Consider the following 20,499-nt stretch of genomic DNA (forward strand, 5'->3'; position numbering starts at 1 on the left):
CGAACAGGAGTAACAGAACGATGAGCTTGAACCCGAGAGATATCGTGGTGGTCGACGGCGTGCGGACCGCCATGGCCAAGGCCAAGAACGGCGCCTTCCGCCACGTGCGCGCCGAGAACCTCTCCGCCGCGGTGATGGAGGCGCTGCTCGAGCGCTCGCCCGGCGTCGACCCCGGCGAGATCGATGACATCCTCTGGGGCTGCGTCAACCAGACCCTGGAGCAGGGCATGAACATCGCCCGCAACGCGGCGATCCTGACCCGCATCCCGAGCAGCGTGCCGGCCCAGACGGTCAACCGCCTGTGCGGCTCCTCGATGAGCGCGCTGCACACCGCCGCGGCCAACATCAAGGCCGGCATGGGCGACGTCTACCTGGTGGGCGGCGTGGAGCACATGGAGCACGTCGCCATGACCCACGGCGTCGACGTCAACCCGGCGGCCAGCAAGCATGCCGCCAAGGCGGCGATGATGATGGGCCTGACCGCCGAGCTGCTGGGCAAGATGCACGGCATCTCCCGCGAGGAGCAGGACAGGTTCGGCGTGCGCTCCCACCAGCGCGCCCAGGCCGCCATGGAGAAGGGCTACTTCGACAACGAGGTCATCGGGGTGGAGGGACACGACGAGCGCGGCTTCAAGGTGATGGTGCAGCGCGACGAAGTCATCCGCGCCGACGCCAGCCTGGAGAAGATGGCCGAGCTCAAGCCGGTGTTCGACCCGCGCGGCGGGACGGTCACCGCCGGCACCTCCTCGGCGCTCTCTGTGGGGGCATCCGGCATGATGGTGATGAGCTACGAGCGCGCCCAGGCGCTGGGACTCGAGCCCATCGCCCGGGTCCTCTCCACCGGCGTGGCCGGCTGCGACGCCTCGATCATGGGCTATGGACCGGTGCCGGCCTCGCGGAAGGCGCTCAAGGCCGCGGGCCTGACCAGCGACGACATCCAGACCGTGGAGCTCAACGAGGCCTTCGCCGCCCAGGGTATCCCGGTGCTCAAGGACCTCGGCTTCCTCGACGCCCTGGACGACAAGGTCAACCTCAACGGCGGCGCCATCGCCCTGGGCCACCCCCTGGGCTGCTCGGGCGCGCGCATCTGCACCACCCTGCTCAACGTCATGCAGCAGCGCGACACCACCCTGGGCCTGGCCACCATGTGCATCGGCATGGGCCAGGGCGTGGCCACCGTGTTCGAGCGGCTGAAGTAGGGCGGGCGGTGCCGGTTTCCGCCGGCCCCCTCGACCCGTAGAGACGCCTGCGGCACCCCGAGGGGTGCCGCAGACGTTCGCGGTGATGCCCCCGCCGGTCAGCCGTCGTTCGCACCGTTCGGCGCGTCGGGTATGGCGCCTTGCGCACCAGCCTCCAACCCGTCATCCCTCTCCGTCGCGTCGGGGGCTTCCCCTGACTGAGCGTCCTCGCCCTCGATCCAGCCCCGTTCCCGGTAGTAGCGCAGGGCGCCCTCGTGCAGCGGGGCGCTGAGTCCCTCCCGGATCATCGACTCGATCGTCAGATCGCCATATGCCGGATGGAAGGACTTGAAGTGATCGAGATCGTCGAAGACCGCCGCGACGATGGTACGGATGGTCTCGGGGTCGGTCTCCGCCGAGGCGACCAGGGTGGCCCTGACGCCGAAGGTCGAGACGGCCGGCTGATCGGGGGCATAGATGCCGGCGGGAATCGTGGCCCGGGTGAAGTAGGGGGCCCCCTCGACCAGCCGGTCGACCGCCTCGCCACCCACGTCGAGGATGGCGGCGTCGCAGAGCCGGATCGCCTGCTCGATGGAGTCGTTGGGGTGGCCCACCGTATAGACCATGGCATCGATGTTGCCGTGGCACAGCTCCAGCGACTGCTGGTCGGCGGGCAGGTCGTTGGCCAGGCTGAAGTCCTCGAGGGTCCAGCCCCTGGTCTCGAGCAGCTTCATCATGGTGCCGCGTTGGCCCGAGCCTGGGTTGCCGACGTTGACGGCACGCTGGCGCAGGTCGTCGAACGCTTCGATACCGCTGTCGCGGCGGACCACCAGGGTGAAGGGTTCGCCGTGCACCGAGAAGAGCGAGCGCAGCGAGGCGTCCGGCCCGGCATCCCGGAACCCCTCGAGGCCCGACACGGCATAATGCTGGAGGTCAGACTGGGCCAGGGCAGCGGTCACCTCGCCCTGACGCACCGCCTGGAGGTTGGCGGCGGAACCATCGCTGGTCCGGGCGGTGCAGGGGGGCTCCAGCAGCCGGCACAGGGTGCGCCCGGTGACATGGTAGACGCCGGCCGGGCTCGCCGTGCCGATGATGATGCGATCCTCGTCGGCGAAGGTGCTTGCCGGTATCAGCGGTCCGGCCAGCAGGCCCGCGAGGCAAGTCGCCATGGCGAGGCGCGAAGGGGGGGCTGGAGGCGCTCTCCTGTCGGTGTGCATGGCGTCCCTCCGTTGAGAACCCTGGCCCGCCGTGCGGCGGTGGGGTGAGCCATCCTGATAAGGGTCGCGAAGCCATATGGCCTTCCTTGAGGAAAGCATAGTCGCCTGCCCCGCCCCCTGCCGCTCTGCCGCCATGCGGGGAGTCGGCGACGCGCCCGCAGGGCTCACAGGATCCCGCTGTCGAGCCCGGCGGCGAGGTACAGGCCGAGCTCCTCGACCTGCTCGGTGAACCCCTCCTGCCACTCCCCGCGCAGGGTGAGCGGCTCCTGCACCCAGCGCCAGCGCAGCCCGGTGACGATGCTCTCCACCGCCCGGCGGGTACCGGTGCCGTCGCGGCCGGCGCGGATGTAGAGCGCGCAGGGCAGTCCCTGCTTCTCATCGAGCACCGGGTAGTAGCTGCGGTCGAAGAAGTCCTTCAGGGCGCCGCTCATGTAGCCGAGGTTCTCGGTGGTGCCGAGCAGGATGGCGTCGCAGGCGCGCACGTCGTCGGGGCCGGCGTCGAGCGGCGCCTTGACCACCACCTCCACGGCCTCGATGTCCGGATGCCGGGCGCCGCGCTCGGCGGCCTCGCGGAGCCTGAGCGTATTGGGGGAGGGTGCATGGGCCACGATCAGCAGGCGTTTCATGATTGACACTCCATCGTCTTTCTCCGACGCTGAGGCGGCACTTGTTGCGCCGACTCATCATGCAAGGAGGTTGCTTGTCATGGCCTTTGCACTCTCGACCATGCAACTGCAAAGCCCCGCCTTCGCGGAACGGGGGGCGATTCCGGTGAAACACACCGGCGAGGGCGAGGATGTCTCGCCGGCCCTGGCCTGGCGCGATGCGCCGGAGGGTACCCAGGGTTTCGCGGTGATCTGCCATGACCCGGATGCTCCCCTGGTGCAGAACGGCAGCTACGGCTTCGTCCACTGGGTGCTCTACAACCTGCCGGCCTCCACGACCTCCCTCGACGAGGCGGCCAAGGCCGGTACCCCGGGCAGTAACGACTTCGGCAGGCTGGGCTACGGTGGCCCCATGCCGCCCGAGGGCCACGGCCTGCACCACTACTACTTCTGGGTGCTGGCACTGGACAAGGCCACCGACCTGCCGGAAGGGCTGTCGCTGGCCGAGCTCCTCGAGCGGGTCGAGCCCCACCTGATCGGCATGAACCGCCTGGTGGGGACCTATCAGCGAGGCTGATGCCCGACGGGCCCCGGCCTTCCCGAGACTGCTTCGCGAGCCGCCTTCTCCTGGGGCAGCAGGGCGGCGTGGATCACCGCGTTGACCGGGGTGGACACGCCGTACTGCTGCCCCAGTCGTACCACGGCGCCGTTCTGCGATTCCAGTTCCGAGGGGCGGCCCGCCATGATGTCGCGCTGCATGGAGGCGGTGCTCTCGGGGGGCAGGGCGTCGATGAACTTCATGGCCCGGGCCACGGCATCACGCGGCAGCGCCACGCCGCGGGCGTGGGCCACTGCCTCGATCTCGGCCAGGATCTGCTCGATCAGGGCGCGGGTCTCGGGCAGGGTGCGGGTCTCCCCGATGGGCGCCCGGGTGATGCTGCCGATGCCGCTCATGGCACAGATGAACAGGAACTTGCTCCACACCCCCGTCTGGATATTGTCGGGGATCTCGGCGGTCATCCCGTCGGCCCTGTCGAAGGCGGCCTTGAGCCGGGCAGTGCGCTCGCTGGGCCGGTTGTCGCGTTCGCCGAAGCGCACGAAGGGGTCGACTCCGGCATGGCGGATATGCCCGGGGCCCTCGCGCCAGGCGAGGATGCCGCACAGGCCGTCGATGACCGGGCGGCTGCCCAGTACCGCGGACAAAGTGTCGGCGGCTTCCACGCCGTTCTCCAGCGGTACCACGACGGTCCCGGGGCCGACCATGGGGCGAATGGCCTCGGCGGCCTCGTGCACCTGCCACGCCTTCACCGCCACCAGCACGCAGTCCACCACGCCCACCGTGGCGGGGTCATCGGTGGCGCTGGCCGGGGCGATGGTGACATCGCCCTTGATGCTCGAGACCTTCAGCCCGTCGCGTCGAATGGCCGCCAGGTGTTCGCCGCGGGCAATGAAGGTGACCTCCTCGCCGGCCGCGGCCAGGCGTGCGCCGAAATAGCCCCCCACGCCACCGCTGCCCATGATCGCGAATTTCATGTTGCCTCCTGTGGATGGTACCTGCTCCTCTGGAGCCTAACGCCGAAAGGGACGCCTGGCACCGCCTCGGGCGACGGTGTAGGCTTTGCGGCTTTCCAACCGCCTGCATCAGGACACCTTCCATGAGCGACCTTCCCCACTGCCCGGCCTGCGGCTCCGAGTTCACCTACGATGATGGCATCCAGTTCGTCTGCCCGGAATGTGGCCACGAGTGGTCGCGGGAGACGGGCGGCGGAGCCGTCGAGGAGGAGGCGCTGGTGCGCGATGCCAACGGCAATGTCCTGAGCGACGGCGACACCGTCACCGTGATCAAGGACCTCAAGGTCAAGGGGTCCTCCTCGGTCGTCAAGGTCGGCACCAAGGTGAAGAACATCCGCCTGGTCGAGGGCGACCACGACATCGACTGCAAGGTCGATGGCATCGGCCCCATGAAACTGAAGTCCGAGTTCGTCAAGAAGGCCTGAGCGGACAAGTGGTGGTCAGTCGACGGGCTCCGGTGACGCCACGGCATCGTTGTGGGTGACGAGGCGCTCCAGCTCCTGGCAGAACGCCTCCAGCGCCTCGCTGGTGTGGCCGGGGCGGCGATGCAGTTCGATCTCCACCTGGCCCAGGGGCGGCAGCCCCTCGTCCTCGCCCACGATGCGACACCCTTCCGGCACGCTGCGGGGTGTCTTGACCGTCATGGCCAGCCCCGCCTGCACCGGCAGGTTGATCCCCGTGGGTGACTGGCTGACGTAACGCATCTCCCAGCGTCGCTCCTCCCGGCCCAGCGCCGATAGCGCATGGGCGCGGAAGATGCAGCCCTCCGGGTTGAGGGCCAACGGCAGCACTTCCCACTCCTGGGGCCGACGATCCTCGGCCACCACCCAGACCATCGGCTCCCAGCCCAGCAGGTGGCCGGACTGGGTCGGCGCATGGCGGATCGACAGCACCATGTCCAGCAGCCCTTCCTGGAAGGCCTTCACCAGCGAGGCGCTGATGTCGCAGATCACCTCCAGGCGGGTGCCGGGGAAACGCTCGGCATACCGTGGCAACAGGTCGGGAAGATAGGCACCGGCCTGCTCCTCGGAGGTGCCGAAGCGGATCAGCTCCCCGCGCTGCAGCTCGCCCAGCGCCGCCCTGGCCTCGTCCTCGAGCTTGAGCATGTGCCGGGCATAGGGCAGCAGTCGCTCGCCCGGTGCGGTGAGCAGCACGCTGCGACTGGTGCGCTCGAACAGCGACTTGCCCATCTGGTCCTCCAGCCGCTTGATCTGCAGGCTGACGGCCGACTGGGTGCGGTGCAGCACCTTGCCGGCGGCGCTGAAGCCCTGGCACTCGGCAACGGTGACGAAGGCGCGCAGCAGGTCGGTGTCCATGATCAATGAGCCTTTGCAATGAGTTATATCTCAACCATTCATTTTCATTATGAAACTGGCGTCACTATCCTGTCCAGCACCACACGCAACACGGCAGGAGCACGACCCCCATGGATGCCAACGCCACACTTCCGGAAACCACTTCCCTCGCGGGCCTGATCGACCTGGCCCGCTACCCCATCGATGACCTGGATGGGGACGCGGGCCGTCAGTTGATCGACCAGTGTCGCCGCCAGCTCGACGAGGACGGCTGCGTGGTGCTCAAGCATTTCGTGCCCGAGGAGGCGCTGGCACGCCTCGAGCGCGAGACCGAACGCCTCTCGCCGGAGGCCCACTACAACCAGACCGAGACCAACCCCTACAACAGCGACGGTGACCCCGGCCTGCCGGCCAGCCATCCGCTCAACCGCTTCGATGATCGCACCAACGGCTTCGTCGCCGGCGACCGCATCGATGGCGACACCATCATCCGCCAGGTCTACGAGCACCCCGACTTCCAGCGCTTCATCGGCGCCGTGGTGGGCATGGAGGAGATCCATCAGTACGCCGATCCGCTGGCCGACCTGGTGGTCAATGTGCTGCGCGAGGGCTGCCAGCACCCCTGGCACTACGACACCAACGAGTTCATCGTCACCATGATGACCCGCCAGTCCCACGGCGGCGGACGTTTCGAGTATGCCCCGGGCATCCGCAGCCCCGAGGGCGAGAACTTCGAAGAGGTCGAGAAGGTGATCGACGGCGACCGCTCGCGCCTCAAGTCCCTGGACCTGGCGCCCGGCGACCTGCAGGTATTCTTCGGCCGCTACTCGCTGCACCGGGTCACCCCGGTGGAGGGCGACAAGGAGCGCCACACGGTGATCTTCGCCTACGCCAAGGAGCCGGGCTTCATCGGCCGCCCCGAGCGCGCCCGGCGCATCTTCGGGCGCATGGCGCCGATCCACGAGCGGCTCCTCGAGGAAGGCATGAGCCGCAGCGACAGCCTGGTCGACTGAGCCAGCCGTCCGAGCCGATAGCGATGGCCGCCGTCCCCGGGTGGCCGTCCCCCTGACGACACAGCGAGAGACCCCATGAGCATCGTAGAGTCAGAGAAACTGACCGACAGCGAACCGGACCGGATTCCGGTCGTGCCTTCGGCCCCGATGGCCAACGGCGACAGCATCCCCACCGCCTTCGACCCCGTGCAGTTGCGCGCCGGGCGCCTGGCGCGCCTGCGTGCCATGATGGCCGAGCAGGGTTACGCCGCCCTGGTGCTGTTCGACCCCAACAACCAGCGCTACGCCACCGGTTCGCGCAACATGTTCGGCTACTTCCTGCGTAACTCCACGCGCTACATCTACGTGCCGCTGGAAGGTCCGATCATCCTCTTCGAGTATCCGGGCAGCGCCCATGTCTCCACCTGGCTGGAGACCATCGACGAGTCGCGCACCTCCAAGGTGGTGTGGTCGGCGGTGAACCAGCGCGATAACCTCTCCTCCGACCCCTTCGGCGTGGAGATCGCCGAGCTGGTGGAGGCGCACGGCCGCGGCAACAAGAAAGTCGGCCTGGACCGCTGTGCGCTCAACCTGGCGCGCTCGCTGGAGGCCCAGGGCCTGGAAGTCACCGACTGCATGCAGGACACCCTGCACTGCCGGCGCATCAAGACCCCCGAGGAGATCGCCTGCCTGGCCCAGTCCATGGCCGCGAGCGAGGCTTCGGTGGCCGAGGTGGAGGCCGCCATCAGGCCCGGCGTCACCGAGAACGAGCTGTTCGCCATCATGTACGGCGAGGTGATCCGCGGCGGCGGCGAGTTCATCGAGACCCGCCTGCTCAACTCCGGGCCGCGCACCAACCCCTGGTTCCACGAGGCCAGCGACCGCAAGATCCGCCCCGGCGAGCTGGTCGCCCTGGACACCGACACCATCGGCTGCCACGGCTACTACTCCGACTTCTCGCGCACCTTCCACGTCGGTCCCGGTCGGCCCAGCGCCTACCAGCGCGAGCTCTACCGCATGGCCTATGACCAGGTGCACCAAAACATGGGCATCCTCGAGCCCGGCATCAGCTACCGCGAGATCGCAGAAAAGGCCTGGAAGATCCCCGAGCGCTTCCTGGATCGCCGCTACCCCTCGATCATCCACGGGGTGGGCATGCACGGCGAGACCCCACTGGTGGCGCACCACATGGACTTCGACCGCTTCTCCAAGGACGGCATCCTCGAGCCCGGCATGGTGGTCTCGGTGGAGAGCTACATCGGCGAGGTGGGCGCCGCCGACGGCGTCAAGCTCGAGGAGGAGGTGCTGATCACCGACGGCGGCGTCGAGAAGCTCAGCCGCTACCCCTTCGACGAGGCACTGCTCGGCCGTGAGTACTGAAGCACAAGGTGGCCGGCCATACCGAAAGGGGCGAGCCTTCCCATCGCCCATCCCCAGCGGATGGGCGATGCCGTTTGTGCCAACTTGTCCCTCCCAAGGCATGAACCGCTGCCCGCCACTCATGCCCTTGCCTCGCAACGGCTCCCGCGCTGCCATGCCGCCAGCGCATGCCGCCTGATCTTACCCTGCACAGCAGGACAGCTGCTTCACGTCCTTGGTGAAGGTCTGGGCGCAGAGCTTGAGACCTTCCACCATGGTCAGGTACGGAAACAGCTCGTCGCCGATCGCCTCGACTGTCATGCGCGCCTGCAACGCCAGCACCGCCGCCTGGATCAGCTCACCGGCTTCTCCCGCCACCGCCTGCACGCCCAGCAAGCGTCCGGTATCGCGTTCGGCGACCATCTTGATGAACCCCAGGGTATCGAAGTTCACCAGCGCCCGCGGCACGTTCTCCAGCTCGAGGGTACGGGTCTCGACCGCGATGCCCTGTTCGATCGCCTGGGCCTCCGTCAGGCCCACGGTGGCCACCTGGGGGTCGGTGAACATCACCCCCGGCATGGCGCCGAGGTCCAGGCGTGCCTCGCCGCCGGTCATGTTGATGGCGGCACGGCTGCTGGCAGCGGCGGCGACATGGACGAACTCGGGCAGCTCGGTGCAGTCACCGGCGGCATGGATGTTTACCACCGTGGTGCGCAGGCGATCGTCCACCCGAATCGCCCCCTGCACGGTGGCCACGCCGATGCTCTCCAGGTTCAGGGCCTCGGTGTTGGGGGTGCGGCCGGTGGCGATCAGCAACTGGTCCGCCCGCAGGGTGCCGGCGTTGGTCGCCAGCACGAACTCGTCGTCGACGTGGTCCACGCGGCTGGCCTGGGTCTGCTCGAGGACTTCGATGCCCTCGCGCGCGAATGCGGTCTCGACGGCCTCGCCGATGGCGGGATCCTCGGCGGACAGCAGGCGGCTGCGAGCCAGCACGGTGACCCGACTGCCCAGCCGGGCGAAGGCCTGGGCCAGCTCCAGGGCGACGAAGCCGGCGCCGATCACGATCAATCGTTCGGGGAGGGTGTCGAGTGCCAGGGCGCTGGTGGAGGTCAGGTAGGGCGTGTCGGCAAGCCCCGGCACCGGCGGCACGGCAGGACGCGCCCCGGTGCCGATGAGGGCGCGATCGAAGTCGATGGTGCGCTCGCCGCCGTCGTTCAGCGTGACCGCCAGGCGGTGGGCATCGACGAAGCGAGCCTCACCATCGAGCACCGTGATCGCCGGGTGGTCGCGCAGGATGCTCGCGTACTTGGCTTCGCGCAGCGCCTCGACTCGCGCCTGCTGCTGCGCGAGCAGTTTCGCCCGATCCACCACCGGCGCCTGCACGCTCAGCGCCGCATCGAAGGGGCTCACCCGACGCAGATGGGCGATATGGGCGGCGCGGATCAGGATCTTCGAGGGCACGCAGCCGATGTTCACGCATGTCCCCCCCAGAGTGCCACGTTCGATCAGGGTGACCCGCGCGCCGCGCTCGACGGCCTTGAGGGCAGCGGCCATGGCCGCTCCACCGCTGCCGATCACGGCGATGTGCAGGGCCTTGTCATCACGCATTCGGGGAGCTCCTTGAGTCTCTGGAAGCATTGCGACAGCAGGCATCGGCTCGTTTCCTGCACCACAGCGCATAGGCGGTAAGGCCGATGAAGCCGGCCAGGGCGGGCAGCAGCACGAGGTCCAGGTGGCCGGTGAGCGCCGCCAATCCCACGCTGCCCAGCAGGATCACCAGGATCGGCGTGAAGCAGCACAGCGCCACCAGCACGGTGCCGACCACGCCCACACGCAGCAGCACAGGCCTCCTGCCGGAGGCCAAGGGACCACGGCCCGATTTCGATGCCGGCATGTCGTCTCCCTTTCATGTGCGATGTTTGCCGGGATAAGGTTACTTCCGTAGTCAGCTACGGAGTCAAGGTGCATGGCGAACGAGTTGGATTCACTGACCATCGGTGGCCTGGCCAGGGCGGCGGGCGTTCATGTGGAAACCATCCGCTATTACCAGCGGCGCGGCCTGTTGATGGAGCCCGAACGACCTCCGGGGGGCATTCGACGCTATGGCGCTGCCGATATCGACAGGCTGACGTTCGTGAAGACGGCGCAGCAGCTGGGCTTCAGCCTCGACGAGATCGGTGACCTGCTCCGGCTGGAGGATGGCACCCATTGCCAGGAAGCCAGCGAGCTCGCCGAGCACAAGTTGCGGGACGTGCGCGAAAAGCTTGACAGGCTGCAGCAGATCGAGAGGGTGTTGAGTGACATGGTGGCCCGCTGCCATGCCCGGCAAGGCAACGTCACCTGCCCGCTGATCGCGTCGTTGCATGAAGGAATCGGGAAAACCCGAACCCCAGGATGAAGGTATCTCAGGTTTTCTTGAAACCCTCATGTTGGCAGCGAGGCCGGAAGGGGGGAGAGTCAGGGAAGCGAGGAGGCTCAGGAAGGGGGATCGGGATCGGTAGGAGAAGCAGGGAAGTCGTCCTGGTGCTGTGGTCGCCGGCGGAAGAAGCGTCGCCTCGGCCTGGCGGCCGAGGCGACGTGGGCCTTGCCCGGGCTCACAGCATGCGCTTCAGCTCCCCGTAGTCACCGCCAATGCGCAGCACCACGGTCACCTCGTTGTCATTGCGGTTGCGGAAGAACCAGCCGTGGTTGCCGGTAAAGGCCGCTTCCAACTCGCCCTCGTCTTCGGGCACGCCACGGCCCTTCTCGTAGCTGATCGAGTTGCCGTTGCCGTCACCGTGGGTGTCGAAGTTGATCGGCCCCCCGTCGGACGACCAGGCGAACGTCGCGACAGCACCCTCTTCCATGGTCAGCTTGTACTCGGTGCCTTCGCCCGGCGTCAGGGTGAAGCTCACCTCATCACGCCAGGTGGCCACTGCCCCGTTCGCTGCCGAAGCCTCTTCCTGGGAGGAGGCGTCAGCCAATGCTTGGCTGGCCTCGGGTTGTGCCGCGTCTTGGGCCGGCTCAGCCTCGCTGTTTGAAGCGATAGTCGGCGGCTCGGGGGTGATCTCGGGGGAGGTTTCGGCAGCGACCTGGCTCTCCGCCGAGGCCTGGGTCTGCTGTTCCGGCACGGCCGGGGGCGCCTCGTCCGCGGCGGCCTGTGTCGCCGCCCGGTCGAGCTCGGCCTCTTCGGCCAGCTGCAGCTTGATTTCCCCCATCTCGGTCAGGCCCAGCAGGCGCCCAGCGCCGGTGGGGTCGATGGCGTACTCCGCCGGCAGCACCACGGTCACCAGCAGGGCGACGGCCACCACGGCGGCCACCAGGGTGGAACGGATCAGCTTGCCGGTCGAGGGCAGCTCGGCCCGGGTGGGTAGATCGGTGTTGTACATCGGAGACTCCCTGAATCAGACGACGAAATAGCCGGTGAGCTGGTAGCCGACCAGCATGAAACCGGCGCACATCATGGCGACGTTGGCGGTGTAGGCGTGGCGCAGGAAACCGGCGGTGCGCCGCCAGAAGCCCATGACGATGAGGATGGCGCTCAGGGCCAGCAGCTGACCGACCTCCACCCCGACGTTGAACGCCAGCAGGTTGGGCACCAGGCCATCAGGCGAGATCTCGTACTCGATGATCTTGCTCGACAGGCCGAAGCCGTGAAACAGGCCGAAGATCAGCGTCGCCGCCTTGGTGTTGGGCTGAACGCCGAACCAGCGCTGGTAGGCACCGATGTTGTCCAGCGCCTTGTAGACGACGGAGAGCCCGATGATGGCATCGATGAGGTAGCTGTTGATGCCAATGTTGTAGTAGACCCCCAGCAGCATGGTCGTGGAGTGACCGATGGCGAAGAGGCTGACGTAGATGGCGATGTGCTGCATCCGGTAGAGGAAGAAGATCACCCCCAGCAGAAACAGGATGTGGTCGTACCCGGTCACCATGTGCTTGGCACCGAGGTAGACGAACGAGATCAGGTGAACGCCATAAATTTCCTGGATATAGCCCTTGTCGCCCTCGGCAACGGCGTGGGCAAGGGCATCACCGCTGGCTCCCAGGAGCAGCACCAGCAGCGTGAGCAGGGTCAGGGCATGGCGTCGGGCCTTGTCAGGCAAGCCCAGCGCATCCCCCATTCGGGATGGGAACATGAAACCTCCACGGGTCTGTCTTGGGTATCGGCCGTCCGGCGGACGGCCCCGGTCATCCAGCGATGGCCGGCCGTGGGGGGCGTTCCAGGCGATAGACGCGGCGCAGCGGGACGCCATGCCGGGCGATCGTCCGCGGGGCGTCACGGAACCCCGGCGCCAGGCTGACGCCAGTGCCGAGGCGATCCGCCGTCTCGTGGAAGTGGCTGCCGCTGTCGTGGTGAAGGTGGCGGCCGTCCCCGTGGTCATGCTCATGGACATGGGAGTGCCCATGGCTGTCCCTTTCCGCCTCCTGTTGCGCCGCCTCGATCGCTGCCGCGCTCAGCGGCCCATGGGCAAGCGCCTCGCCGGCAGTGGTCAGGACCAGGCCGGGCACGAACAGCAGCAGCAGGATCAGGTAGCCGAGGCGATGGCGCAGCCGGTGGAGCATGAAAAGCCAACCAAAATGAGAGCGGAAACCGGGAACGCAGGTGCCAGGCCGCGACGGGCGGTATTGGCACGCTGCCGGCAGGAGCTTAACATCCTCCCCATGGGGATAGGAACAACGCCAGGGAGCCGAAGATGCCACCACATGCCCACGAGAGCCACCCCGACATCATCAAGCGGCTCAACCGCGCCCGGGGCCACCTGCAGAGCGTCACCCGGATGATCGAGGACGGCCGCCCCTGCCTGGATATCGCCCAGCAGCTGCATGCCGTCGAGAAGGCCATCCAGCAGGCCAAGCGGACCCTGGTGCAGGATCACATCGACCACTGCCTGGACGAGGCCATCGGCGACAGGACGCAGGTCCAGCAGGCCCATATCGAGGAGTTCAAGGCCATCGTCCGCTATCTGTAGTGGCGTGACCGGTCCCGCCGGCTCCACCTGTCCTTCCACCGTCGACGGCAGGGCATGCCTCTCCTGCTCAGGCGCGCGCTTCTGCCGTTTCCGCCGGCCACAGACGCGCGGCCAGCAGGGTGGCGGCCAGGGCCAGGATGGCCAGGGCCGCGAAGGCAGTCATCATGCCCAGGGTGCTCCCCAGCCAGCCGGCCAGCGGATAGGCCATCAGCCAGCAGGCATGGGAGAGCGAGAACTGGGCGGCGAACAGGGCCGGGCGCTCCTCGGCCCGGCAGGACTGCTTGAGCAGCCGGCCGGTGGGCGTCATCACCAGCGAGGCCCCGGCGCCCAGCACGAACCACAGCAGCAGCAACAGCGCGAAGCCCGGCGCCACCAGGCCCGCCATCAGGCTGGCACTCATCAGCAGGCCACCCGCCAGCATCACCGGCCGCTGCTCCAGGCGCTCCAGTATCCTGGGCAGGGTGAGGGCGACGACCATCGAGCCGCCGCCTGCCGCCGCGAAGGCGATGGCCACATGGGTCTCCCCCATGCCCAGCGCGTGGCGCACGTAGACCACGGTATTGACGATCTGCATGGCGCCGGCCGCGGCCACCGCCATGTTGAGGGCCAGCAGCCCGCGCAGTCGCGGGGTGTGCAGATAGCGGGCCATGCCCTGGGTCAGCCTGGCCCAGACCCCGCCAACGGCCGTCTGCGGGTGCGGCGAGGGCAGCGATACGCTCACCACCAGTAGCGCCGAGAGCAGGAAGGCCGCCGCATTCAGCACGAACAGCAGGCTGAAGGAGATCACCACCAGCAGCAGCGCGGCGAGCAGCGGGCTCAGCAGGTTCTCCAGGTCATAGGCGAGGCGCGACAGGGAGAGCGCCTGGGTGTAGCGGCGCTCGTCCTCGAAGATGTCGGGAATCGTGGCCTGGAAGACCGGTGTGAAGCCCGCCGAGCAGGCGTTGAGCAGGAAGATCAGCAGGTAGATCTGCCACACCGCGGTGACGAACGGCAGGCTCACCACCGCCGCGGCGCGCAGCAGGTCGAGGGTGACCAGCAGGGCGCGCCTTGGCAGCCGGGTGGCATAGGCGCCGACCACCGGGGCGATGCCCACATAGGCGATCATCTTGATGGCCAGCGCCGTGCCCAGCACCTCGCCGGCGCGCTCCCCGGCCAGCTCGCTGGCCAGCAGCGCCAGGCCGACCGTGGTCAGCCCGGTGCCGATCAGGGCAATGACCTGAGCGGAGAAGAGGTGGCGATAGCGCCGATCCCGGAACAGCTCCATACGAACCCTCTTGGCGGGGGGTGGCCAATAACCACCACCAGGCATGTCGATCCATATCCCCCTGGGGGGGATATGAGTAGCCTAGCCCCTGCTAACCAGGAGGACAATTGATGCAGGGCAAGTCGGGACGACTGCGTGCCTCATGCGGGAGCGTCGGAGCCCCCGTCAGGCACGTCTCATTTGCGGCGGACATACCCTTTAGAAAACATATCTTTCCTGTACGCAGAAAGGTTTACGCGATGTCTTTACGGGAAACCGCCCCTTCAGGGCTTCCTGGAGGCGGTCACTGCGAGTAAAGAAAGCGACCCTGTCGTGCGCAGCAGCAGACAGCCTCGGCCGAAGGCAGCCGGATGCACAAGGGATATGCGAGTCTTGCGCGGTCATTCCCCTGGCGCGGGAGCCTGTCCCGAGGTCCAATGGCAATCAACGAAACCGGCTGCCATAGTGGCGTGATCGTCGACGATGGCCCATGGCCGGTATCCCTCAAGGCAGCCCATGACCCGCAAGATCCCTTCGCTCCAGGTTTCCGAGGACACCACGGCGTCGCCCGGTGCCGAGGACCTGCTGCGTATTCTCGATAGCCTGGATGCGGCGGTCTATGCCAGTGACATGCGCTCCCATGATCTAATTTTCCTGAATGCCTACGGGCGTCAGCAGTGGGGAGAGCCGAACGGTCGCAAGTGCTGGGAGGTGCTGCAGGAGGGCCAGAGCGGGCCCTGCGCGTTCTGCAACAATTCCCGGCTGCTGGATGAGCAGGGACGCCCCGGCCCCGCCGTGGCGTGGGAGTTCCAGAACACCCAGGATGGTCGCTGGTACCAGTGTCGCGATCAGGCCATCGTGTGGAGCGATGGGCGCCTGGTGAGGGTCGAGATCGCCACCGATATCACCGAGCGCAAGGCGCTGGAGGATGCCCTGAAGGCTTCGCATCAGCGAATCGAGAGGCTGGCCTATCGCGATGAGCTGACCCAGCTGCTCAATCGGCGCGCCTTCTTCGCGGCCTGCCATGAGCAGCTGGCGCGTCTCCCGCCCGGGGACTCCTTCGCCGTGATGCTGATCGACCTGGACCACTTCAAGTCGATCAACGATACCCATGGCCATGCGGCCGGTGATCATGTCCTGCGCGAGGTGGCCAGGCGCTTCCGGGCCGAGCTGCGCAGCGGGGATATCCTGTGCCGCTTCGGCGGCGAGGAGTTTGCCCTGGCGCTCCCCGGTACCTCCCTGAACGACGCCGCGGAACTGGCCGAACGCCTGCGCCTGGCGCTGCATTCGCAGCCCCTGGCCTACGCGGGGCAGCCCCTTGGCGGCACGGCAAGCTTCGGAGTGGCGGCGGGTCCCTGTGGCGAGGTCGTCCTGGATGAGCTACTCAAGTCGGCCGACCAGGCGATGTATCGCGCCAAGCGTCAGGGGCGAGACCGGGTCTGCACGGCCTTGGGCCCGGCGTAGCCGCCTGCGCCGTTGCTGCGGAATGCCTTCTCTATCCTCCCCCGCGGATGTCGCTCTCCTGGCGGGCCAGGGTGCCGCCGATCTGGCCGGCGCCGGGAATGATGATCTTCAAGAGGTGCTCTGCGTCTCGACGTCGGGGGCATGGGCGTCATCAGGCTCGACCTGAAGGCGATAACCGATTCCGGCCTCGGTCTGCAGTAGCCGGGGGGACTTCGGGTCGTCGCCAAGCTTGTGGCGCAACTTGCTGATCACGATGCGCAGGTAGTGGGTATCCTCGACGTGTGAGGGGCCCCACACTTCGCGCAGCAACTGGGTCTGGGTCACTACCCTTCCAGAATGGCGGCAGAGCCGCTCCAGCACCGCATACTCCTTGGGTGTCAGGTGCACGGGCGCCCCATCAAGCCACAAGCGCCGGACGGCCAGGTCGATCACCAGGGCACCGCGGCGATAGCAGCCTCCCGTCGAGGACAAGGGTGCCTGCTGACGATGGCGCATCAGTGCGCGGATGCGGGCCAGCAACTCCTGGATACCGAAGGGCTTGGTGACATAGTCATTGGCGCCGTGATCCAGGGCACGCACCTTCTCGGTTTCCTGCCCCCGTACCGAGACCACGATCACCGGCACCTGGCTGCGCGCTCGCAGGCGATCCAGCACTGCCTGGCCATCCATGTCGGGCAGACCCAGGTCCAGCAGCACCAGGTCGGGTACCTCCTCGAGCGCCATCGCGAGCCCCTCCCGGCCACTTGCTGCCTCGTGAACCACGAAGCCCTGGGAGGCCAGGCTGATGCGAAGGAAGCGGCGTATCTGCGGCTCATCGTCGATCACCAGGATGCGTCGGGGTTCAGTCGGCATGGTCGTTGCTCGCCTCCATGTCGTCGGGTAGGGGCAGATGCATCACGATGCGCGTGCCCTGTCCCCCGGGGCCCGGCTCGGCGGCGATGGTGCCGGCGTGGGCACCCAGCATGCCGCGGCAGATGGCCAGCCCGAGCCCGCTGCCGTGACGTCCGCGGTCCCCTTCGCCGCCGGTGATGAACATGTCGAAAACTCGCTCACGCAGATGCGGCTCGATGCCGGGTCCCTGGTCGATGACCGAGAGCCAGAGTTCCCCCGAGTCGAGCCCAGCCTCGATTCTCAGCACACCACCGGGGGGCGAGAAGCGTGCGGCGTTCTCGATGACGTTGACCAGCGCCTGCTCGATCAGCGCCGGATGCACATGCAGCAGCGGCAGGTCGGCAGGCCATTCCCGCTGCACCTCCAAGCCCTGCAGCAGGGGTGACAGTCGCCTGAGGGCACTGGCTACCAGATCATCCAGGGAGATCCAGTCGCGTTCCAGCTTCAGCCCGCCCTGGCCCAGTCGGGTCATGTCCAACAGGTTCTGGATATAGCGATCCAGTCGCTCGCTTTCAGTGAGGACGCCATCAAGCAGCTCGGCGCGGTCGGAATCGCTGAGCTGGTCATTCAGGTCGCGCAGGGTGCTCGCCGAGCCTATGATCGATGCAAGCGGCGTTCGCAGGTCGTGGGAAACCGAGGAGAGCAGCGCCGAGCGCAGCCGCTCGTTCTCCTCGGAGAGCCGCGAGGCCTCCAGATCGGCCACCAGACGCGTACGCTCCAGCGCCAGGGCCAGCAAACGCAGCATGGCATCGATATGCCCCTCCTCGTCCGGCGAGGGAGGGCGGCTCCGCTGACCCAGGCCCAGGCCCACCAAGGCGACCAGCCGATCCTGTTCCAGCAGCGGGATGACCTGCCAGTCCGTGTCCATCGGCTGCTGGGTTCCCTTGCCGCTGGGGCGGAGGTGGAGACGGCTCCAGGCCACGGCCGTTCTAGCCCCGGCATCCAGTGATGCACCCTCCGGGGCGCTGTGCGTGGGCGTCATGTCTCCTGATGCGTCGGCAGCACCCAGCATGACCACCGGGCAGCCGAGCCAGCGCATCAGGGTCGCCACGCCTGCCGCTTCGACCTGCTCACGATGCGTTGCCATCGCCAGCTCTCGCGAAAAGGCCAGCAGCTGGTAGGTCTGCTCACGGCTGGCGCGCAGGGCCAGCAGTCTCTTGCGCGCACTGCCCGCGAGTTGCCCCACGACTACCGCCACCAGCAGGTAGACGACGACGGTCACCACCTGATCCTGCTCCACCATGGCCAGGGAGTGGCGTGGGTCGGTGAGGAAGAAGTTGAAGCCGACGAAGCCCAGCAGCGCGGCCAGCATGGCCGAGCGGGTGCCCGCCAGCGTCGCACTGACCAGCACCGCACCGAGAAACAGCAGCGACAGGTTGCCCAGCTCCAGCCAGGACTCCAGCCCGGCGGCGAGCACCAGGGCAGCCAGAGTCGATGCAGCTGCGATGAACGGATCACGCCAGCGCCACAGGATCTCGCGGCGACGGGGCTGGAAGCGAGGCCGCTGACGCGCTTCGGCCACGACCACCAGATCGAAAGGCCCGCCCAGGCGAGCCAGCCGCTCCGCTACCGGTCGGCGCCAGATTCGCCAGCCGGAGGGGCGTGCGTGGCCCACCAGCAGAGTGGCCACCTTGAGCTCCCTGGCCAGGGCCGCCAGTTCCCGGGCACGTTCCTGGCCCGCGATGACCCGAGTCTCCCCGCCCAGCCGTTGCACCTGGGCAAAGTCTCGCTCCAGCACTTCGCGCCGATGGGGATCCTCGCGTCCGCTGTCCACATAGGCCGCGCACCAGTTCACCCCGTCTCGCACCGCCAGTCGATGGGCCGTGCGCACCAGGGCGGCATCCTCGGCCCCGCCGCTCAGCGCCACCAGCAGCCGAACAGGAGCGAGACGTTCCACACCCTTGGGCACCTTCTCTACGCTCTCTTGCATGTTCTCTCCCCGGGTTCGCCTGGGAAACCCACCTAGCGCCGCCAGAACATCGGCGTCAACAATACCAGCACCGTCAGAATCTCCAGCCTGCCCATCAGCATCCCCACACACAGCAGCCACTTGGCAGCATCGGGCAGCGGCGCGAAGTTGCCGGCCGGGCCGATAGTATCGCCCAGCCCAGGCCCCACGTTGGCCACGACGGTGGCCGCCCCCGACAGGGCTGTCACGATATCGAGCCCCATCATCGCCAGGCCGAGAGCCAGCCCGGCGATGGTAAGAAAGAAGAAGAACGAGAAGGCCACCACGCCACGGGTGATCTCGTCGGTGATCGGCTGGCCATTGTAGCGGTTGGGAAAGACACCGCTGGCATGGATCAGATAGCGGAGCTGGTTGCGCAGCAGCAGTGCCGATACCTGGAAGCGGAAGATTTTCATTCCCCCGCTGGTGGAACCACTGCAGCCACCCACGAAGGTCAGATAGAAGAAGGCCACGACCGACAGCGCTCCCCAGGCGGTGTAGTCATCGGATGCATAGCCGGTGGTGGTCACCACGGAGATGACGTTGAAGGCGACCTGGGTCAGGGCATCGAAGGGAGGGGTCCCGAGCCACATACGCCACCCGGTCAGGAACAGGATCACGACCAGCAGCAGTACCAGCAGGCCCTGAACCTGCTGATCTCGCCAAAGCGCCATCCGCGAGCCGCGCAGGAAGCGGATGTAGAGCACGAAGGGCAGTGCGCCCATCAGCATGAACAGCGAGCCCATCCAGAGCAGTTGGGGCTGATCGGCATAGGCACCAAAGGAAGCATCCGAGTTGGCGAATCCACCGGTCGCCAGCGACGTCATGGCATGCACCACGGCATCCAGCGGCGTCATCCCGCCGAGCCAGTAGCCCGACATGGCCACCAGGGTGAAGCCCACGTAGATCGACAGGGTGGCCTTGGCGATGCCACCGGTGCGCGGCATGACCTTGTCGGACCAGTCGGAGGACTCGGTATGGAAGAGCCGCATGCCGCCCACCTTGAGGAAAGGCAGGATGGCGATGCCCATCACGATGATGCCGATGCCACCCAGCCACTGCATCATGCCCCGCCACAGCTTGAGGCCATCGGAAAGACTCTCGATGCCTTCCAGTATGGTGGAGCCGGTGGTGGTGATGGCCGACACCGATTCAAATACTGCATTCGTGAAGGTGAGCTGAGGCGCCCCCAGTACCAGCGGCAGGCTGGCGAGGGTGCTGATGCTGATCCAGCTGAGGGAGGTCACCAGAAACATCTGCCACGGCTTCAAGGCGATCTCGATGCCCAGGGTCGCCAGCCCGCTCAAGACCACCGCGCCCAGCACGATGCCGATGGATTGGGCGAACGCCCACGCATCTGACTCCTCCTCGAGCACCAGTACCAGCCAGGGCACGGCCATGAAGGCCGCAAGCACCAGCCAGAGCACCGAGAGCACCTTGAGGATCGGCGCCCAGTTGCGCCACTGCTCGTGAACCTCTTGCCAACGACTCGCCATGGTATCGACCCGCCTGTCACGCCGTCCCCCGGACGTTCGATGGCAACCATGGCACCACAGGCAATGCTAAAAAATCCGTAAAGATTCTGGCCAGGAGCGGCCCGGCTTCCTGTCGCATCGGGCATGCTGCCCACCGCAGTGGGAGCTCGCTACCGAGGTATGGCTTTCCTGGCCTTCCCCCTGGTTCAGGTCCGCCTTCAACGAGAGAAGTCGCTCCTTCATGCCGGCGTGATCGTGCCCGCTTCGAGCTGGACGGGGAGTTTGCCCTGGCACGCCCCGACACCTCC

21 protein-coding genes are annotated in these 20,499 nt (G+C 67.2%); 8 read left to right on the forward strand and 13 right to left on the reverse strand.

From position 1 onward, the window contains the following. Positions 1 to 20 precede the first annotated feature (20 nt). The gene (fadA, locus tag ACOMD9_RS09620) at positions 21 to 1,199 is read left to right on the forward strand and encodes an acetyl-CoA C-acyltransferase FadA (protein WP_421414171.1); all 1,179 of its coding nucleotides are present in this window, start codon (positions 21 to 23) and stop codon (positions 1,197 to 1,199) included. Between the two features lie 98 nt (positions 1,200 to 1,297). On the opposite strand, the gene ACOMD9_RS09625 is transcribed toward fadA, so the two are convergent. Both ACOMD9_RS09625 and ACOMD9_RS09630 read right to left on the reverse strand, forming a co-directional pair. After that, entirely contained in the window at positions 1,298 to 2,347 is a 1,050-nt protein-coding gene (locus ACOMD9_RS09625; RefSeq protein ID WP_421414173.1) for a TAXI family TRAP transporter solute-binding subunit, read from the reverse strand. Between the two features lie 212 nt (positions 2,348 to 2,559). Continuing rightward, positions 2,560 to 3,021: a flavodoxin family protein gene (locus ACOMD9_RS09630; protein ID WP_421414175.1), complete on the reverse strand. Its 462-nt coding sequence runs from the start codon at positions 3,019 to 3,021 to the stop codon at positions 2,560 to 2,562. A 79-nt stretch (positions 3,022 to 3,100) separates the two neighbouring features. Between ACOMD9_RS09630 and ACOMD9_RS09635 the strand changes: the two genes are divergently transcribed. Further along, positions 3,101 to 3,577 carry a YbhB/YbcL family Raf kinase inhibitor-like protein gene (locus ACOMD9_RS09635; protein ID WP_421414177.1) on the forward strand — a complete coding sequence of 159 codons (477 nt, stop codon included), beginning with the start codon at positions 3,101 to 3,103 and terminating at the stop codon, positions 3,575 to 3,577. Here ACOMD9_RS09635 and ACOMD9_RS09640 read toward each other — a convergent pair. Then, the gene (locus tag ACOMD9_RS09640; RefSeq protein WP_421414179.1) at positions 3,565 to 4,533 is read right to left on the reverse strand and encodes a 2-dehydropantoate 2-reductase; all 969 of its coding nucleotides are present in this window, start codon (positions 4,531 to 4,533) and stop codon (positions 3,565 to 3,567) included. The two genes, ACOMD9_RS09635 and ACOMD9_RS09640, sit on opposite strands and share 13 nt — an antisense overlap. Before the next feature lie 122 nt (positions 4,534 to 4,655). Between ACOMD9_RS09640 and ACOMD9_RS09645 the strand changes: the two genes are divergently transcribed. Further along, on the forward strand, positions 4,656 to 4,997 hold the full coding sequence (locus tag ACOMD9_RS09645) for a zinc ribbon domain-containing protein YjdM (protein ID WP_421414181.1): 342 nt from the start codon (positions 4,656 to 4,658) through the stop codon (positions 4,995 to 4,997). Between the two features lie 15 nt (positions 4,998 to 5,012). Here the strand turns inward: ACOMD9_RS09645 and ACOMD9_RS09650 are convergent, their stop codons facing one another. Then, the gene (locus ACOMD9_RS09650; RefSeq protein WP_421414182.1) at positions 5,013 to 5,888 is read right to left on the reverse strand and encodes a LysR family transcriptional regulator; all 876 of its coding nucleotides are present in this window, start codon (positions 5,886 to 5,888) and stop codon (positions 5,013 to 5,015) included. Between the two features lie 110 nt (positions 5,889 to 5,998). On the opposite strand from ACOMD9_RS09650, the gene ACOMD9_RS09655 reads away from it, so the two are divergent. Both ACOMD9_RS09655 and ACOMD9_RS09660 read left to right on the forward strand, forming a co-directional pair. Further along, positions 5,999 to 6,880: a HalD/BesD family halogenase gene (locus ACOMD9_RS09655; RefSeq protein WP_421414183.1), complete on the forward strand. Its 882-nt coding sequence runs from the start codon at positions 5,999 to 6,001 to the stop codon at positions 6,878 to 6,880. 75 nt (positions 6,881 to 6,955) lie between these two features. Continuing rightward, the gene (locus tag ACOMD9_RS09660; RefSeq protein ID WP_421414184.1) at positions 6,956 to 8,239 is read left to right on the forward strand and encodes a M24 family metallopeptidase; all 1,284 of its coding nucleotides are present in this window, start codon (positions 6,956 to 6,958) and stop codon (positions 8,237 to 8,239) included. 180 nt (positions 8,240 to 8,419) lie between these two features. Here ACOMD9_RS09660 and merA read toward each other — a convergent pair whose 3' ends face one another. Together merA and merF are read right to left on the reverse strand one after the other, a co-directional pair. Next, complete coding sequence (gene merA, locus ACOMD9_RS09665; RefSeq protein ID WP_421414186.1) at positions 8,420 to 9,826, reverse strand: mercury(II) reductase; 1,407 nt, start codon at positions 9,824 to 9,826, stop codon at positions 8,420 to 8,422. Next, entirely contained in the window at positions 9,819 to 10,061 is a 243-nt protein-coding gene (gene merF, locus ACOMD9_RS09670; RefSeq protein WP_421414188.1) for a mercury resistance system transport protein MerF, read from the reverse strand. Before merF ends, merA begins: the two co-directional genes overlap by 8 nt. A gap of 123 nt (positions 10,062 to 10,184) precedes the next feature. Here merF and merR point away from each other — a divergent pair, with 123 nt between their 5' ends. Then, positions 10,185 to 10,616, forward strand: a complete 432-nt coding sequence (gene merR / locus ACOMD9_RS09675; RefSeq protein WP_421414190.1) for an Hg(II)-responsive transcriptional regulator — start codon at positions 10,185 to 10,187, stop codon at positions 10,614 to 10,616. Between the two features lie 196 nt (positions 10,617 to 10,812). Here the strand turns inward: merR and ACOMD9_RS09680 are convergent, their stop codons facing one another. From ACOMD9_RS09680 to ACOMD9_RS09690, 3 genes are read right to left on the reverse strand one after another with little or no spacing between them, the layout of a single operon-like run. After that, on the reverse strand, positions 10,813 to 11,586 hold the full coding sequence (locus tag ACOMD9_RS09680) for a hypothetical protein (protein ID WP_421414191.1): 774 nt from the start codon (positions 11,584 to 11,586) through the stop codon (positions 10,813 to 10,815). A gap of 15 nt (positions 11,587 to 11,601) precedes the next feature. Continuing rightward, the gene (locus ACOMD9_RS09685; protein WP_465249807.1) at positions 11,602 to 12,336 is read right to left on the reverse strand and encodes a HupE/UreJ family protein; all 735 of its coding nucleotides are present in this window, start codon (positions 12,334 to 12,336) and stop codon (positions 11,602 to 11,604) included. A gap of 52 nt (positions 12,337 to 12,388) precedes the next feature. Further along, complete coding sequence (locus tag ACOMD9_RS09690; protein ID WP_421414193.1) at positions 12,389 to 12,763, reverse strand: hypothetical protein; 375 nt, start codon at positions 12,761 to 12,763, stop codon at positions 12,389 to 12,391. A gap of 131 nt (positions 12,764 to 12,894) precedes the next feature. On the opposite strand from ACOMD9_RS09690, the gene ACOMD9_RS09695 reads away from it, so the two are divergent. Next, positions 12,895 to 13,170 carry a metal-sensing transcriptional repressor gene (locus ACOMD9_RS09695; protein WP_421414195.1) on the forward strand — a complete coding sequence of 92 codons (276 nt, stop codon included), beginning with the start codon at positions 12,895 to 12,897 and terminating at the stop codon, positions 13,168 to 13,170. Positions 13,171 to 13,237: 67 nt separating this feature from the next. Here the strand turns inward: ACOMD9_RS09695 and ACOMD9_RS09700 are convergent, their stop codons facing one another. Beyond that, positions 13,238 to 14,434, reverse strand: a complete 1,197-nt coding sequence (locus ACOMD9_RS09700; RefSeq protein WP_421414197.1) for an MFS transporter — start codon at positions 14,432 to 14,434, stop codon at positions 13,238 to 13,240. A 495-nt stretch (positions 14,435 to 14,929) separates the two neighbouring features. On the opposite strand from ACOMD9_RS09700, the gene ACOMD9_RS09705 reads away from it, so the two are divergent. Next, entirely contained in the window at positions 14,930 to 15,877 is a 948-nt protein-coding gene (locus ACOMD9_RS09705; protein ID WP_421414199.1) for a GGDEF domain-containing protein, read from the forward strand. A 108-nt stretch (positions 15,878 to 15,985) separates the two neighbouring features. On the opposite strand, the gene ACOMD9_RS09710 is transcribed toward ACOMD9_RS09705, so the two are convergent. From ACOMD9_RS09710 to trkI, 3 genes are read right to left on the reverse strand one after another with little or no spacing between them, the layout of a single operon-like run. Beyond that, the gene (locus ACOMD9_RS09710; protein WP_421414201.1) at positions 15,986 to 16,729 is read right to left on the reverse strand and encodes a response regulator transcription factor; all 744 of its coding nucleotides are present in this window, start codon (positions 16,727 to 16,729) and stop codon (positions 15,986 to 15,988) included. Then, complete coding sequence (locus ACOMD9_RS09715; RefSeq protein WP_421414204.1) at positions 16,719 to 18,698, reverse strand: ATP-binding protein; 1,980 nt, start codon at positions 18,696 to 18,698, stop codon at positions 16,719 to 16,721. Before ACOMD9_RS09715 ends, ACOMD9_RS09710 begins: the two co-directional genes overlap by 11 nt. A 32-nt stretch (positions 18,699 to 18,730) precedes the next feature. Beyond that, positions 18,731 to 20,212, reverse strand: coding sequence for a Trk system potassium transporter TrkI (gene trkI / locus ACOMD9_RS09720; RefSeq protein WP_421414207.1), 1,482 nt, complete (start codon positions 20,210 to 20,212; stop codon positions 18,731 to 18,733). Positions 20,213 to 20,499: the final 287 nt, after the last annotated feature.

The organism is Halomonas terrestris (assembly GCF_049166755.1).
Taxonomy (GTDB): domain Bacteria; phylum Pseudomonadota; class Gammaproteobacteria; order Pseudomonadales; family Halomonadaceae; genus Halomonas.